The organism is Neisseria weixii (assembly GCF_002327085.1).
Taxonomy (GTDB): Bacteria; Pseudomonadota; Gammaproteobacteria; order Burkholderiales; family Neisseriaceae; genus Neisseria; species Neisseria weixii.
Window position 1 is genome coordinate 2,054,713 of record NZ_CP023429.1, and the last position, 16,229, is coordinate 2,070,941.

The 16,229-nt window shown below is 52.2% G+C and carries 7 protein-coding genes, 3 pseudogenes and 2 CRISPR repeat arrays; all 10 genes and pseudogenes read right to left on the reverse strand.

Translation table 11 applies throughout. From position 1 onward, the window contains the following. Positions 1–57: 57 nt before the first annotated feature. Positions 58–3,662: pseudogene (putA, locus tag CGZ65_RS10430) on the reverse strand (bifunctional proline dehydrogenase/L-glutamate gamma-semialdehyde dehydrogenase PutA). A gap of 255 nt (positions 3,663–3,917) precedes the next feature. After that, positions 3,918–4,481: direct repeats of the CRISPR family, unit length 32 nt; unit sequence GTTTCAACACACAGCCGCCCGTGGGCGGCTGA. A 102-nt stretch (positions 4,482–4,583) separates the two neighbouring features. Then, positions 4,584–5,473: direct repeats of the CRISPR family, unit length 32 nt; unit sequence GTTTCAACACACAGCCGCCCGTGGGCGGCTGA. A 190-nt stretch (positions 5,474–5,663) separates the two neighbouring features. Then, positions 5,664–5,956, reverse strand: a pseudogene (gene cas2 / locus CGZ65_RS10435) (CRISPR-associated endonuclease Cas2). Positions 5,957–6,021: 65 nt separating this feature from the next. Further along, positions 6,022–7,034 (reverse strand): annotated as a pseudogene (cas1c, locus tag CGZ65_RS10440) (type I-C CRISPR-associated endonuclease Cas1c). A 177-nt stretch (positions 7,035–7,211) separates the two neighbouring features. Beyond that, a complete protein-coding gene (locus CGZ65_RS10445) occupies positions 7,212–8,699 on the reverse strand; it encodes an RNA-directed DNA polymerase (protein ID WP_096295762.1) in 1,488 nt (495 codons plus the stop codon). Between the two features lie 10 nt (positions 8,700–8,709). Continuing rightward, a complete protein-coding gene (gene cas4, locus CGZ65_RS10450; RefSeq protein ID WP_096295763.1) occupies positions 8,710–9,342 on the reverse strand; it encodes a CRISPR-associated protein Cas4 in 633 nt (210 codons plus the stop codon). 325 nt (positions 9,343–9,667) lie between these two features. Further along, on the reverse strand, positions 9,668–10,531 hold the full coding sequence (gene cas7c / locus CGZ65_RS10460) for a type I-C CRISPR-associated protein Cas7/Csd2 (protein ID WP_096295765.1): 864 nt from the start codon (positions 10,529–10,531) through the stop codon (positions 9,668–9,670). Continuing rightward, complete coding sequence (cas8c, locus tag CGZ65_RS10465) at positions 10,509–12,323, reverse strand: type I-C CRISPR-associated protein Cas8c/Csd1 (protein WP_096295766.1); 1,815 nt, start codon at positions 12,321–12,323, stop codon at positions 10,509–10,511. Before cas8c ends, cas7c begins: the two co-directional genes overlap by 23 nt. Further along, entirely contained in the window at positions 12,320–12,994 is a 675-nt protein-coding gene (gene cas5c, locus CGZ65_RS10470) for a type I-C CRISPR-associated protein Cas5c (protein ID WP_096295767.1), read from the reverse strand. The genes cas8c and cas5c overlap by 4 nt, the downstream gene beginning before the upstream one ends. 121 nt (positions 12,995–13,115) lie before the next feature. After that, positions 13,116–13,346 carry a DUF2188 domain-containing protein gene (locus CGZ65_RS10475; RefSeq protein ID WP_096295768.1) on the reverse strand — a complete coding sequence of 77 codons (231 nt, stop codon included), beginning with the start codon at positions 13,344–13,346 and terminating at the stop codon, positions 13,116–13,118. Positions 13,347–13,428: 82 nt separating this feature from the next. Continuing rightward, positions 13,429–15,714: a CRISPR-associated helicase/endonuclease Cas3 gene (locus CGZ65_RS10480; RefSeq protein ID WP_096296176.1), complete on the reverse strand. Its 2,286-nt coding sequence runs from the start codon at positions 15,712–15,714 to the stop codon at positions 13,429–13,431. Between the last annotated feature and the right edge of the window lie 515 nt (positions 15,715–16,229).

A 16,229-nucleotide genomic window follows, 5' to 3' on the forward strand; every position in this document is an offset into this window, starting at 1 on the left:
TGAAAAATTGGACTGTTCCCCAATCTTTCAGACGGCCTTTAACATTTAAGAGATTAATTAATCCGACATTGCCATCAGGCTGGCATTGCCGCCCGCTGCGGTGGTGTTGATGCTGCACGAAATTTCTTCAAACACTTGCAGAATGTCCAAGCCGTTTTCAGACGGCAGGATGCGGATTAACGCGCCGTCGGTGGCGGCCAGAGCCTGTTTGCGTCCGCCCGGCAAATCTTCCAGCGCAACCACGTGGCTGATACCGGCGTTTTCCGGTTTATCGACAATCAGCAAATTGCCCAAATGCGCCACTTCCGCAGCCAGCGGATGATTGGCTTCAATCACGCCCTGTACACCGGCGGCGGCCAGTTGCACCAACGCGGTGAACGACTGCACCAAATCACCGCCGTAAATCCACACGCGTTTCGGCGCATGCCAGCTCAATACGTTGCGCTCGCCGGTCGGACCGGCCAACACCGATTCGGCATGGCGCAGTGTTCGGATACGGGCTTGGCCTAAAGCGGCCGCAATCGAGAGCTTGCATTCTTGGCTGATCGGCAGGTTGTGCAGCACAGCTTCCAAGCGTTTCAAGACTTCGTCATCGGCTTGACCGACTTTGCTCAAGGTTGGCGCCGCCCACTGTTTCAGACGGCTTAAGCGTTGCAGGTAGAACGGGCCGCCTGCTTTCGGACCCGTACCCGATAAACCATGGCCGCCGAACGGCTGCACGCCGACAACCGCGCCGACGATATTGCGGTTGATGTACACGTTGCCCGCTTCAATGCGTTTGCGGATGTGATCCACGGTTGCGTCGATGCGGCTGTGTACGCCGTGGGTCAGCGCGTAGCCTTTGCTGTTGATTTGATCGATCAGACTGTCGAGTTCGTCGGCACGGTAGCGCACCACGTGCAACACAGGGCCGAACACTTCGCGCTGCAATTCGTTTAAATTGTTCAATTCAAACAAAATCGGGGCGACAAAAGTCGATTGTGCGTCATCAATGCCGTCTGAAACCTTGATTTCATGGAACGATTTGGCCGTACCTTTCATTTTACCAATGTGCGCCAACAGATTGGTTTGCGCTTCGGCATCGATGACCGGGCCGACATCGGTATTCAGCAATTGCGGATTACCGACCACCAATTCATTCATCGCACCTTTAATCATCTCAATCATATGATCGGCCACATCTTCCTGCACGCACAAAATACGCAACGCCGAACAGCGTTGGCCGGCCGAATCGAAAGCGGAATTCAACACATCGGCGCAGACTTGTTCGGCCAATGCGGTGGAATCGACAATCATGGCATTTTGGCCGCCGGTTTCAGCAATCAACACCGGATTGTCATCGCGTTTGGCCAAGGTTTGGTTAATCAGGCGTGCCACTTCAGTCGAACCGGTGAAAATCACGCCGCTGATGCGTGGGTCTTGTGTTAAAGCCGCACCGGTTTCGCCTGCACCCAATACCAACTGCAAAGCTTCAGACGGCACACCGGCTTGATGCATCAACGACACGGCATACGAAGCAATCAAACTGGTTTGCTCGGCAGGTTTGGCGACTACGGTGTTGCCGGCAGCCAATGCGGCCACCACTTCGCCGGTAAAAATAGCCAACGGGAAATTCCACGGGCTGATGGCGACAATCGTACCCACGCCTTGGGTATTGGCGGGTAAAGTTTGCCCGGCTTCATCGGCATAGTAGCGGCAGAAATCGACGGCTTCGCGCGCTTCGGCAATGGCGTTTTGCAGCGTTTTGCCCGCTTCGCGCACGGCCAGCATCATCAATGCGGGCGTGTGCTGCTCCATCAAATCGGCCAAACGGCGCAAACAGGCAGCACGTTCGGCAGCCGGTGTCGCACCCCAAGCGGCTTGCGCAGCCACGGCTTCGGCAATCGCTTCTTGCGCCAAGGCGGCATCGGCAAATGAAACCGTACCCACCACATCGCCATGATCGGCAGGATTGTTCACATCTTGCGGCGCGTTGGCTTCACGCAGCTTGCCATTAATCATCGAGGCCGTCTGAAACGCTTGCGCCGCCGCTTGATTCATTTTTTGCTGCAATTGCTGCAACACATTTTCATTGCTCAAATCCACCCCTTGCGAATTCAGACGGCCTTTGCCGTATAAATCGCGCGGCAGCGGCAAAGCGGCATGCAAATGAATGCCTTCTTCGGCAATGGTGTCGAACGGGCTGCGAATCAGCTCGTCAATGCTGATTTTTTCATCAACGATTTGGTTCACAAACGACGAATTGGCACCGTTTTCCAGCAAACGGCGCACCAAATACGCCAGCAGCGTTTCATGCGTGCCCACCGGCGCGTAAATGCGCACGCGGCGGCCTAAGTTTTGCGGGCCGACCACTTGGTCATACAGGGTTTCGCCCATACCGTGCAGACATTGGTGTTCAAAATCCTTACCCTTACCCATTTCGCAAATCGCCGCCAGCGTGTAAGCATTGTGGGTGGCAAATTGAGGGAACACGGCATCTTGCGCGTCCAGCAGTTTGCGCGCGCAAGCCAGATAGGAAATGTCGGTATGCACTTTGCGGGTGTATACAGGATAGCCGTTGAGGCCGTCCACCTGCGCCCATTTGATCTCGCTGTCCCAATACGCGCCTTTTACCAAGCGGATCATCAGCTTCTGATTGTTGCGGCGCGCCAAATCCACCAAATAATCAATCACAAACGGACAGCGTTTTTGGTAGGCCTGCACCACAAAACCAATACCGTTGTAGCCAGCCAAATCAGGATCGGAAACCAAAGCTTCCATCAAGTCCAGCGACAATTCCAAGCGGTTGGCTTCTTCGGCATCGATGTTCAGTCCGATATCGTATTGCTTCGCCAGAACAAACAATTCTTTTAATTTCGGCAGCAATTCCGTCATCACGCGCTCGTGTTGCGCACGGAAATAGCGCGGATGAATCGCCGACAATTTCACCGAAATGCCGTTGCCGTCGTACACGCCCTGACCTGCCGCATCCTTGCCGATGGCGTGAATCGCAGTGGCGTAATCCTGATAGTAGCGGTCGGCATCGGCTTGGGTAAACGCCGCTTCACCCAGCATATCGAATGAGAAACGGTAGCCCAGTTTTTCACGCTCTTTGCCGTTTCCCAACGCTTCTTCAATGGTTTGGCCGGTCACAAACTGCTTACCCAGCATACGCATGCCATAGTCTACCCCTTTGCGGATCAACGGCGCACCGCCCTTGCCCAACACGCGGCTCAATGCCGAACCCAAGTTTTGTTCGTTGGTCGTAGTGGTCAATTTACCGGTTACCAGCAAACCCCAAGCCGCCGCGTTCACAAACAGGCTCGGACTGTGGTTCAGATGGCTTTTCCAATCGCCGTCTGAAAGCTTGTCGGCAATCAATTTATTGCGCGTGGCATTATCCGGAATACGCAATAAAGCCTCAGCCAAACACATCAGCGCCACACCCTCTTCGCTCGACAACGAAAATTCATGCATCAGCGCATCCACACCGCTCGCTTTGGTACGGCTCGCCCGCACCTGCGTCACCAAACGGCGCGCCAAATCATCGGCAGCACGACGCTCCTCATCCGTCATCTGCGCCTGCTGCAGCATATCGTTCACCGCTTCGACTTCATCGCGGCGGTAAGCCTCAGTCACCGCTTGGCGCAGCAGAGTTTGTTGGGATGGGCAAATTGGAACATGGATTTTTCTCCTGAAATCAAATGGCATTCATTTTTAAATCATATACCAAAATCACGTTCAGACGGCATGATTTTTTAGCATACTTTAACTTGGTTCAAACTTAGATTAACTCAATAACAAAGAGACATCGTAATACACCGCTTTTTACGGTTGCTTTCGTTAATTTAGCGTGTGGGGTTTAGTGGCTATTGCCACATATAGACATCCTAAAGCGACGGAAAGATATTAGTCATCATCTGACTTGCTCCGGGAACATTTCAACACACAGCCGCCCGAAGGCGGCTGAATCTACTGAATTATTAGGAGATGGATTAGTACCTGTTTCAACACACAGCCGCCCGTGGGCGGCTGAAATCCATGAAAAGCCGAGCAAGACGATTGATGACGTTTCAACACACAGCCGCCCGTGGGCGGCTGACCGCCTCAAACATCGCGGGCTACGCAAAAGAATGGTTTCAACACACAGCCGCCCGTGGGCGGCTGAACTGGCATTTTTTGTAACCATACCCAAGAGATTTTGTTTCAACACACAGCCGCCCGTGGGCGGCTGAATCATCGTAAATTGGAGCAGTTTCCGGCATATCGGGTTTCAACACACAGCCGCCCGTGGGCGGCTGAATCATCGTAAATTGGAGCAGTTTCCGGCATATCGGGTTTCAACACACAGCCGCCCGTGGGCGGCTGAGTTCGTCAGGCAAATCTGCCTGTTCGGATTTCGGTTTCAACACACAGCCGCCCGTGGGCGGCTGAAGGTCTTCACAACCGAAACCGTCAAGCCATGTTTTGTTTCAACACACAGCCGCCCGTGGGCGGCTGACACAGGTTCAGGTTTTGGGGCGTTTTCGTCAGCTTTGTTTCAACACACAGCCGCCCGTGGCGGCTGACCGGACAGATGGCCGGTAATGTTGCATTAGGCGGGGGTTTCAACACACAGCCGCCCGTGGGCGGCTGATTCGACTTGTCCGCCAGACAGCTCAAAACTAGGCAGTTTCAACACACAGCCGCCCGTGGGCGGCTGAGCTCTTAGTAGCGATGATTCTACTGCCTTTTATAGTTTCAACACACAGCCGCCCGTGGGCGGCTGACATTAATACCAGCTATGCAAACGGAACAGTCTATGTTTCAACACACAGCCGCCCGTGGGCGGCTGACACCTTTCAGGCCGTCTGAAAATCCCACTCTGTACAGTTTCAACACACAGCCGCCCGTGGGCGGCTGAGTTCGTCAGGCAAATCTGCCTGTTCGGATTTCGGTTTCAACACACAGCCGCCCGTGGGCGGCTGAGTAAATACATTTTTGAGATTTACAATTATGTAAAGTTTCAACACACAGCCGCCCGTGGGCGGCTGACACAACAAAGCTGCCAGCAGCTACCCCATAACAGTTTCAACACACAGCCGCCCGTGGGCGGCTGAGTTATTTGAGTTTTAGATCACTTTCTTCGTTTTCGTTTCAACACACAGCCGCCCGTGGGCGGCTGACCGGCAGTGGTGTTGGCCACGCGGGAATTTGTTGGTTTCAACACACAGCCGCCCGTGGGCGGCTGACGAGTTGGCGCAGAATATTGAGGCCATACAAACCGTTTCAACACACAGCCGCCCGTGGGCGGCTGTTCTGGTAGATGTGCATTGTTTTTTGGTGATAGAGTTTCAACACACAGCCGCCCGTGGGCGGCTGACTGGCCAAAACACTGATGCTGAAAGGTCTGTTGGGTTTCAACACACAGCCGCCCGTGGGCGGCTGACCTAATAGAGTACCTACCATAATAAAAAGCTGTAGTTTCAACACACAGCCGCCCGTGGGCGGCTGAAGCCTCCTCGGAAACCCTTGCCACTCAAGGCTTCTACAGCCCTAAATCGCCAAAGTCGCCGACAAAGGCGCAAAGCGAGTATAGCACAGCCTTTTCCCGCCATACATACTTTGCTAAGTTCCTGATTGTTAAAGAACCTTCCCGTTTCGCCAACCTGCCCGCATTTTGATGAGCACCGCAGGTTGGCGATTCACACGATCAGCGTGTCTTGAAACACATCCACCGCCGCTTTTGCGCCGTGGTGCTCCACCTTGCGCCGCCATTTGCTGCCCAAGTGGTAAAAGCGCAGGCTGTCGGTTTCGGGTTATAGGTTTTCAACAATTTTTCTTTCAAAACAACCCATTGATCGGGCGCAATATCGCACTCAAACACCGAATATTGCACGCGCACGCCGTAGTCCAAACAATGTTTGGCGATACGGCGCAGGCGCGCTTGGCCTTGCGGGTCGTCCAGGGCAATATCGTAAGTAATCAGCATCAGCACAACATTTCCCCTTGTTTATTTTTCAGACAGGCATTGAGGCCGTCTGAATGCCTGTCTGAAAAAAATCAACGCATCAAAAACGGCGGATATTCCGCCAAATCGCCGCGCAGGTGCCGCGCCAGCAGCATGGCCTGAATATGCGGCAGCAGGCCGACGGCCACTTCCTCCTGCAAAAACGGATGCACGATTTTCTCCTGCTTTTTCGCCTGCAACGCCTGAAACAGCAGCTTGCGCGTCTCCGCCTTCATATTTACCGCGCCGCCCGCCTCCGCCACAAAATCCTGCAGCTTCACCTGCCCGCGGTTGATCAGCGAAAGCACCAGCCTGTCCACCCACCACGCGCGGAATTCCTCCAACATATCCTGCGCCAAACTGTCGCGCCCCGGCCTGTCCGCGTGCAGAAAACCCACCTGCGGATCCAGCCCCACCCCCTGCAGCGCACCGCCGATCTCCTTGCCCACAATACTGTAAAGAAACGACAGCAGCGCATTCACCCCGTCGCGCGGCGGACGGCGGTTGCGGCCGTCAAACGCAAAACCGCTGTTTTCGCGCAGCAAATAGCGGAACACCCGAAATAACGCGCCGCCGCATCCCCCTCAATCCCACGGATCACATCCAGCCCCTCAGCCCGCTTCAACTGCTGCAAACCGAAATTCAGCGCCACCGCCGCCGCCTGAACCTCCGCATTTTCCCCATGATTGCGGATATGCCGCTGCAACACCCGCTTGGAAGCCTGAATCTTCGCCGCAATCATATTGCGCGCCACCGGCACAGGATTCTGCTCCGACGCACGGTACTGCGCCCGCCTCAGCAACACATTCCCGCCCTGCCGCCCCTGCAAACGCCCCAAAAACCGCCCGTTTTCCGTAAAAAACGCCAAATTCACCCCGTTTTCCCCGCAAAACCCCATCAAAAACGGCGACACCAACACATTGCCGAAACAGAAAATATGCCCGATGGAATGCACCGGCAACTGCGCTACCTTCCTGCGCTCCTGCTCCACTACCAGCGTCTCCCGCTCCTTATGCAGATAACTGCCTTGGGTGGTGATGTAGAGCGTGTTTTGAAGTTTGCGCATTTGGAAAATCCCCTTGGTTTTGACCGCACTTTAGAAGCCGTCTGAAAAATTCAAACTTTCAGACAGTATCTAGTTAAGAATAGTTGTCTGAAAACAGTTTTATTACAGATTGGATCAATAAAAAATATGGTAATTTATTTAATAACTCTATTGAATTTAATTAAAAACTCACATAATTTAATAATTAAAAATATCTAAATTAAAAATATCTATTTCTTCATTTGGAATAATACTTTCCAATTTATCAAATTCATCTTGCTGAAAAATAAGCGTATTATTTAGAACATCAAGCATCTTACTCTCTTTTACCCATTTATTATTCCATAAAGAAATTTGCTTCAAATCACACATTTTTTCAGAAAAAAGGTAAGTATTTAAATCTGCTTTTAACATCCGTTGCAACCAAATTTGAGTGAAGCCAGAATTAGGCATTCGGCTTAATTTTTGATGAACAAGCTTGGCCATAGCCCCATGATCATCCAACCTATTCAATAATTTACTAATAATGGCACAACAGACAGGAATAACCTTTGGATTGTGGTATGCAATATCAGTAACAATGCTAACAAGTTGTTCAAGGTTATTTATAACCCTAGCTTTTTCTAACTTTTTGTCAAATTTATTAAGCGCCACGTTCAAACTACCTGAATTAGGAAAATTGATACTATGTTGTCTAATCAATAAAATCTGTTTCTGCAAACTAATTCTATGATTTTGCGGAATAGCAAGCCAAGCCAATTTATCTTTTTTAATAGATTGAGTAATCACATCTTGACTACCTTTAGTTTTACTTGCATTTAGTTTAAAACCAAACGGCATCATAATTTCAGACAGATATTTTAAGATTTTCTCACCATCATTAGGATTACAAACAAAAATCCGATAATCATCGCGGTAGCGCAAAATTTTATAATTTTTTATTTCTTGTTTTTTTAGAGTAACACTTAAAATTCTGTCAATATAGCCTAATATAATTTCAGCAATGAAATCCATTAAAACTGAACCTTGAGGGATACCGTTTGTTTGTTGGTTTTGTATATTTTGAATACTCTTATCTATAAAGTTACCCAATAATGAATGATTGCTTCGTTCTATTTTTGCGACTTGTTTGCTTTCTACCGCCCACGCAATTGCATGGGTATAAACTGAACCATAGCAATCTGCCACATCAGTATCAAAAATATAATCGTATTCCAATGCAAGTAAAATGGATTGCTGCTCAACCTGCTCCCACCAGCTAGAGATTTGTTGCGCTTTATCAGATTGTTTATTTTCTGATTGAACAGGAATACTTAAACATTTGATTTTTTCATTACTCTGGAATTTCTTAAATCGAGTTTGCAATTTTCCCCAATTATCTTCTTTCGTTATCTCATGAACTAATGCAACATAAACTAATGGATGAATAATTTGAAATGGTCTCCAAGAGAGCTTTCCGTCTTTATTAGCATAAATCAGATGATTTACACCATCTTGTTTTCCCATTGCACTTTTAGATTGGCAAAAGTCATTTAAATCTTTTCCTATAAACTCTTGTGATATTTTTTCCAGCAAATCGGAAAAAGAAAAATATTTAGGCAAATCAATATTGCAATAACTTTCATGTTTCAAGAAAAAACTTCTTGCTTTATCCCAATCTAACTTCAAGATAGGTGTTCTATTCATTTTTATCTCCCTATTTATTATTTCTATTCGCTAAAAAAGTTTCCCCAAACAACCCCTTCACATACCCCACCGACCTATCCTTCCCCAACAAAGCAGGCTGGCAAATCTCCACCAGCGAACAGGCTTTGCAGCGTTTGCCGTATTCGGGCGGCGGGGTGGTGCCGCTGTCCAGCAGTTCGTGCACCTTGCGGATAACGTCCAGCGTCTGCGCCCTGAGGCCGTCTGAAAACGCTACGGGCACGCGGTGGCGGGTCTGCATATACCACAGCGCGCCTTCGCCGACGGTCTGCCCCGTCATTTCCTCCAAACACATCGCCTGCGCGCAAAGCTGGATTTCGTCGAACGGCTCGGGCTTGGGCTTGCCGCGTTTGTATTCCACGGGTTTCAGACGGCCTGTCCGAATATCGTGCTCAACCATATCGAGTATGCCGCTCAGCCCCAACTTTTCCGCCGCAACATGCACGCTGCGCTCAAAGCGCACGCCTTTGCGGGTTTCCGGCTCGCCCGAATCTACCCGCTCATGCAACGCCCTGCCCTGCGCGGTGAGAAAATTCTCCGCCCACGCCTGTTCGTTGTGGATCAGCGCGCATTGGCGCGGGCAGAAGGCGTAGTGTTGCAGGGCGGAAAGGGAAATGTTTTCCATCGGTTATTTTTCTTTGTTTGGCGGTTATGAAAAAATCCATACAGGCCGAAACCCTTAAAAAAGGGAAGAGGCCGTCTGAAATTTTTACCGTTGCGCGGGCCGGGCCAAACCCAGCCTATATGACTGTTTCCAATGTTTTTTCAGACGGCCTGAAAAATTTCAGCAGGCCGGAAAGCTCGTCTCCCAGTTTGCTCCATAAGAGAGAAAGGTTTGCGTATGCAGCCATACCCAAACATTGGGAGCGGCAGGCATCTGCTTTTCCGGCAGAACGCAATTTCAGACAGGCATTGCACTATGCCTGTCTGAAAATTAAGTTTCTGAATTTTTAAAGTTTTTCAATTACTTCCACACCATCCAGGCCGTCTGAATCGACGCTGATTCGGTAGTCGGCGAAAGACTGGGCTGGGGTGCCGCTTTCGCCGCTGATGCGTTCGACTTTGACGCGCTCGAACAGTTTATGCGCGGGCTGGCTGCCCAGGACGCTGTCGTGCTTGAAGACGATGAGTTTGCGGGCGGCCATTTCACCGCGGGCGGCGGAGCGGTCGTGCTCGAACATCAATTGCAGGGCTTGCCAGAGTTTGCCCAAATCTTCGTCGGAAAAGCCGGTTTTGGCGGCAAGGTTGGCAGAGATAAAGCCGTGCACGCGGTAAAGGGCGTAGGGGACGATGTATTTGCGCCCCATGGTGCGCTCTTTTTCGAGGTCTTTTTCGTTGGTTACGGCCATGCGGGTGATGGAGATTTCCAGCGGCACGATGGGGTCGATGGATTGGGCGAACGCCAGTTGCACGGGGCCGCGCACTTGGCCGCTGTTGACTTCGGTGGTCATCACGGCGCCGAAGGTGCGGATGTCGAAGAAGTTTTTGCACATCCAAGCGGTGATGTCGCGGGCTTTGGCTTCGTCTTTGGGCAGTTTTTTGGCTTCGGATTCGATGCCCAAGGCTTCATAGGCGCGTTTGTTTTGCAGGTTCAGCACGCCTTTGTCTTTCACGTAGATTTCGTAACCCGGCTGGTTTTCGCTGGCAAGTTCGACAAAATTGCGGATTTTGCGCTTCAGGCACACGTCGGTAACCAGGCCTTTGCTGGATTCGGGATCAAGGCGCGGCATATTGCCGGCGTCGGGGTCACCGTTGGGGTTGCCGTTAGTTACGTCAAAAAAGTAAACGAATTCATAGCGGTTTTGGATGGACATGTTTATTCTCCTTCATGTGTTTGGGCAACTGCGGGGTCTTTTTGGCGAAGTAGCTTTGCTTTTGCTGGTAATAGCCGATGGCAAAGCGGCCTTGTTCATCGATGCTCAAATGGCGCGGGAAAGTTTCAGGCAGCATGGCGACAATCTCGCCCAAATCTTTGTCGAGATTGACCGCCATGCCGGCTTTGTCTTTACGCAGGCGCGATAAATGGTGCTTGGCGCCCGACAACAGACGCGGAAAAACGGAAAACGGCACGGCGGATGCGGAGCCGTAATAGCGGTCGGCAATGCCCGCATTCAATTCGCCCAGCGCCTGATACTGGATGCGCTCGAGCACGGCAAACAGACGCCCGAGCAGATAAGCCTGATTTCGGCTTTCGGTATTCAAACTCATGGAAACCTCCTCGTGAATAAGACCTTTTCTGAAACGCCGCTGTAACACGGCTTTAATCATGGCGACGCGCAAGCCGTTGGCATCGCCGTCGGCACGGATGCGGGCGATCAACTGCGCCAACAGGCTCATGGGATACAGCGTACCGCCGATTACGGCGCGCATCATCTCACCTGCCAAAACGGGGGAAATGTTTTCGCTTTTGCCCAACACGGCCGTCTGAAGCAGCAAACGCCACACCGACGGTGCGGTTTTCCACGGCCGCGGCTCCAGCGCCAAATCCTGCCAATGCTGCGCCAGATTTGCCGCCAACTGCCCGAACGTGGTATCCAGCCAAAAGCGGATGGAAATCCGCGCCGCATTCGGTGCCAAGCCCAAGATATAAAAGCGGGTATCGGGCGACAGATCGGGCGCGATTTCCTGCAAAGGGCGGCCTTTGGCGATTTGCTCCAAAACATTGAATACTTTTTGGCTTTGCTGCTCGTCATCGGGCGGGGTCATGATGTCGGCAAAGAAATCTTCGGCTGCGGCGGCGGTTTCGCTATCGGCAGCTTCCGCCCAAAACACCGTGCTGGCATCGCCGATGGTGAGGCAATGGCCGTTTTCGCGGCGCAGCAGATAATTCAGCGCGGTAGTATAGGCAAAGGCCGACACTTCCGACACCGGCGCATTGGCGCCCTGCTCTTTGCCGAACGAAGCAAAGGATTCTTTGTTAAACGAAATAATCGAACCGCCCGAACTCTGCCCGCCGAACACGCCCTTAATCGCCGGATGCAGCCGCGCAATCGGCGCTTCTTCGCCGCTGATCAGGCACAAGCCCTGCTCGGCTTCGTCGCTTTTCAGACGGCCTGCCCACAGTGTTTGCGCCTCTTCGCGCTTGTGAATCAAGGCGGAAGGCTTATCCAAAGCGAACACCACATTGGCGTCCGGCGTTTCAGACAGGCATGGATAATCAGCAAACTGCGCGGGCTGCCAGTGTTGCAAAAAGCGGTAGAGCGCCTGCAAACCTTCGTCTTGTTCGTGTTGCAACAAATCCAAATGATATTGCCGGAACGCCTCGAAGGTTTTTTCGGATGGCACCACAGGTTCTGTTTTCGCCTGCGCCTTGTCTTTATTGGCTTCCACGCCCAAGGCATAAGCGGTTTTGTCCCACAGAAAAAATGGTTTAGGCGTTGTCCCAGGGCGCTTGAAAGATTGCGGCACGCTCATCAGTTTCGGCTGCGGCTTTTTATCCGCCGTTAAATTCGGCACTGCATCTTGCAGACGGCCTTCTTTATCCAACACCAAAACCCAGCCGATTTTTTCCTCGCTAAAGCCGTAAGGCGGCACTTTCGGATTGCCAACATCATCATTTTGCGTTGCCAAGCGGCGGTAATAACGCGCCAGTGAAGCCAAAATCATGCTTTCACCTCCTCGGCGTAAAACGGCGGCACTTCGATGACCCCGTTTTTCATTTCGGCACGGAAAAATTTCGGCAGATTGCCGTGGTCGAAATCAATATCGTGCAGCATCCAGCCCAAATCTCGGTTGGCTTCGCTTTCAGACAGGCATGATTCGGGAAAAACACCGTCATCATCCACCCAAGCAAAATGCGCCGGAAACTCGCGCACACCCATGCACGGCTGCTGAAAACACTGCCCCTTTAGCGCCCGCCGCTTAAACATTTCGATATGCTTGGTAATCGTATCGTCCGCACCCGCTTTAGCCGTCAGCACCGCATGGGCTTCAATCACATAACCCACGTCTTTCAACACTGTCGCCGCGCGCTGCTGGCGGTCGTCGTCAATCAGCATGTACAAACCTTCCACGCTCTTGCGCCGCATCGCCCCGCTGACCTTGCTCTCCGAAATCTTGCCGCCCAACTCATTGCGCCGCACCGATTCAAAACGGATCGGCTTCAACACATAAATGCGGTCAATCACCCAGCGGATCGCCGGCTTCCAATGCACCGCCGCCAACACCCCGCGCGCCGCCGACGGCGTGATGACATCGTAAGACACCCGTTCCACCTTCATTTCCGGACGGGTAAAACAGGCGTAATCGCCCCAAATGTGTAGGCGTACCCGATTCATTTTTTGTTCTCCTATGATTTTGTTAACCCACGCCTCCCCGAAGGGAGGCGGTTTTCATTTAAAACCATGACAAATTATTTCGACCCGCGACTATCTCAATTCCGATAATCGAAAACCCCTCCTATTTTTTGTCGCGTGGCGGACAAGGATCATTGCCGTAACTGTTGCCCGCCCGAATCCTGCCATCCGCTCCGTGAATCTTGGTATCTGCACGCTGATTTTTGGCAATAACTTCCGCGCGAGCGATGGTCTCCTTCTGTGTTCCATACACAGCTGTCGCCTTGCTGTTCCCTGCTCCCTTAACTGCCCATCCGTCAGAATGGAGGACAACATGTTGATTTTTCTTGCTCATAGCCAACTCCTTTACTTGATAGAGACCACAGTCTAATGGCTTCTTCCATTTTATCCAATAATTTTTTTCAATTTATCATGTTTTAGATAACACTTTCTTCAGCGGCAATGAAGATGCTGTTATCCCAGCTCAAGCCCGCCACCTTGTCATAAAGACCCAGACCAATCAGGCAGTAGAACTGCTTGCCAAACCGCTCGTCATTGATGGGTTCGATACAGCCATCTCTGAAGAGTGCCTGCATGGCACGCTCGGGCACTTGCACGGTATATGGCTGGAGTTTGCGCAACAGTCCGCCGATTTGGTCGGCGTAACGCAGGCTGTCGATCAGGCGTTCTGCCTCATCGTCTAACGGAATAATCAGCGGCTGCATATGGGTTTCGATCATGCGGAACTTTGCCGCGATGGTTTGGAAGGGGAAGTTGAGGCTGCTGCCTGCGTTGTGGTGCATGGCGAGGATTCGGCGCTGATCCAGCTCAGCGCCTTTGAGTTGGTAAACTTCGCGAAAGTAACTGCCGATGGCTTCTACCGATAGTAAATCATCGGCATGCTGCCGCACCACGGAACGCATGACACCGGAAAGCAGGCCGAGTTCGGCGGGGGCTTTCCATTGCGATTCGGGCTGGAATATCCAGACAAAGCTCTCTTCAGCCAGCCTTTTGCCTTCGCGGTTGCAGCGTCCGGCGGCTTGGGCGACGGAATCCAGCCCGGCTTCGGCGCGCATCACCAGTGGGAAATCGACATCCACGCCCGCTTCGATTAAAGAAGTGGCGATCACGCGGCAGGGTTCGCCGTTTTTCAGACGGCCTCGGATGGTTTCCAGCATTTGGCTGCGGTGTTTGGCGCACATCAGGGTGGTGAGGTGGAACACGCCGCCAAGCGGCTTGGCGCTGTCATACAGGCTGCGGGCGTGGCGGCGGTTGTTGACGATGATGAGCATTTGCCGGTGGTGCCCGAGCTTTTCCAACAGGTCGGCATCGGTTTGCAGGCCGATGTGCTGCACGGTGGTTCGGCGCAGTTGCTCGAAAAGTGCAGTCGGATTCGGGGCGATTTCGCGCACGTTTTCAAAGCCGCGGTAAAAGCCGTGTTCGGCCTGCACGGCGGGCTGGGTGGCGGTGCACATCACCACGCTGCAACGGTAGTTTCGCGCCAGCTCTTTGATGGCCTGCATCACGGGCAGCAGCAGGTTGAGCGGCAGCATTTGCGCTTCGTCGAGAATAATCACGCTGCCGGCGATATTGTGCAGCTTGCGACAGCGCGAGGAGCGGTCGGCAAACAGCGATTCGAAAAACTGCACGGCGGTGGTTACCACCACGGGCATATCCCAGTTTTCGGAGGCTTGGCACAGTTTGTCTTTGCTGTTCTGATCTTTGAGCTTGCTGTCGTTGAAGGTGCTGTGGTGTTCCAATACGGCGGCTTCGCCCAAATCGCCGAAGGCTTTGCGGAACTCGGCGGCGTTTTGCTCGATGATGCTGGTAAAGGGAATCACGTAAATCACGCGCCGCATGCCGTGGAGCTTGGCGTGCTCCAAGGCAAACGCCATCGAGGTGAAGGTTTTGCCACCGCCAGTGGGCACGGTAAGGGTAAACAGGCCGGGCTGCTCGCCGGCTTGGGCAACGGCATGGTCGAGAATATTGCTGCGCAGACGGTTAAGCGCGGCGGGGCGTTGTTCGGCTTCGCTTGCCGGAATCTGCTCGGCAGGCCGTCTGAAAGATTCGATAAAGGTATTGAAACGCTGTTGCAGTGCTTTTAAATCGGGATGGCCGCCGCGCTGCACAGCTTTGTTTTCAACGGAAGCATAAAAGGCTTCGGTATCGAGAAAATCAGCATCTACCAAGCAGGAATACAGCATTCGGGTGAAGAAAGCATAGGAAAACCATTTGTGATGGGCGTCGGCCTTCAAGGGTGGTGCGGGCAGCTTTTCCGGCAGGGCGATTTCCTGCTGCCAAACGGGAGCAAGATCGGGAATGTCTGTACCGAAAGACAAGGCAAGACGTTGCGTCAAAGTGCGGCGGTTATCGCCATCGCCATCGCCGTTGGCCAAACCGGCATGGTGGCCGGCAATGCAGAAGGCCATCAGCTTGCCTGCCTTGTCGCTGAACCGTTCTACCGCAATTTTCGCGCCTGCGGTGGCGTGGTCAACCGATTTTCCGCCACGCAAGCGTGCAGCAAATTCAGGCGTGTATTTACCCAAGTCGTGCAACAGGCCAGTATGGCGGGCGGTTTCTTCCGCACCAAAAAAACCGGCAAACCCCGCCGCCATCTCGCCGACTCGGGAAAGATGGCTGCTTAAGGTTTGCCATTGGGATTCGGGAAGATTTTCAGCCGAATGGGCGTGATAGATAGTTTTGCCGTTACAGATTTGCACCATGTTAAACTCCACATCTAATAAAAAATTACCCGAAAAATGTTGAAATTCAATAGCACACGCTTCACTCAAACAGTCTTGCTTTCGGAACTCAAACGGTCAACCAGTCCTGCGCCATGGCGAAACAACGCACAGGGGCGGTATCTGCCCGATAAACTCCCCGACACCGTTTACTGTTCCGAGTTTTTCAGACGACCACGTCCACTGCGCGCCGGCAGTTGAATGGTCGATTTTCCGGCCGTTCGGAAACGTATCTTCCACACCCGTATCACGATTTACGCCCATTGCTGCTTTGATTTCTAAAATGCCGGCGAATTTTACCGAAATCGTGCATTAGCCCAAGCAGTTGTCCTGATTTAAAAAATCCGGTTTGGCAACCAATGCCTGTGCAGTTTCAGCAGCTTCAACCAAATGTGTTTCAACTGATCGTGTGGCCAGATCAAATTCACGCACGGGTGCGGTTGCCTATTCCCTTTCTTCTTTTTGAATATTAAAATCTTCAGTATGCCAAATGATTG

Bases quoted from the DNA above. Each gene is read 5' to 3' on its own strand.
- CGZ65_RS10445 (WP_096295762.1), bottom strand. From the start codon at position 8,699: ATGAATAGAACACCTATCTTGAAGTTAGATTGGGATAAAGCAAGAAGT.
- cas4 (WP_096295763.1), bottom strand. From the start codon at position 9,342: ATGGAAAACATTTCCCTTTCCGCCCTGCAACACTACGCCTTCTGCCCG.
- cas7c (WP_096295765.1), bottom strand. From the start codon at position 10,531: ATGTCCATCCAAAACCGCTATGAATTCGTTTACTTTTTTGACGTAACT.
- cas8c (WP_096295766.1), bottom strand. From the start codon at position 12,323: ATGATTTTGGCTTCACTGGCGCGTTATTACCGCCGCTTGGCAACGCAA.
- cas5c (WP_096295767.1), bottom strand. From the start codon at position 12,994: ATGAATCGGGTACGCCTACACATTTGGGGCGATTACGCCTGTTTTACC.
- CGZ65_RS10475 (WP_096295768.1), bottom strand. From the start codon at position 13,346: ATGAGCAAGAAAAATCAACATGTTGTCCTCCATTCTGACGGATGGGCA.
- CGZ65_RS10480 (WP_096296176.1), bottom strand. From the start codon at position 15,714: ATGGTGCAAATCTGTAACGGCAAAACTATCTATCACGCCCATTCGGCT.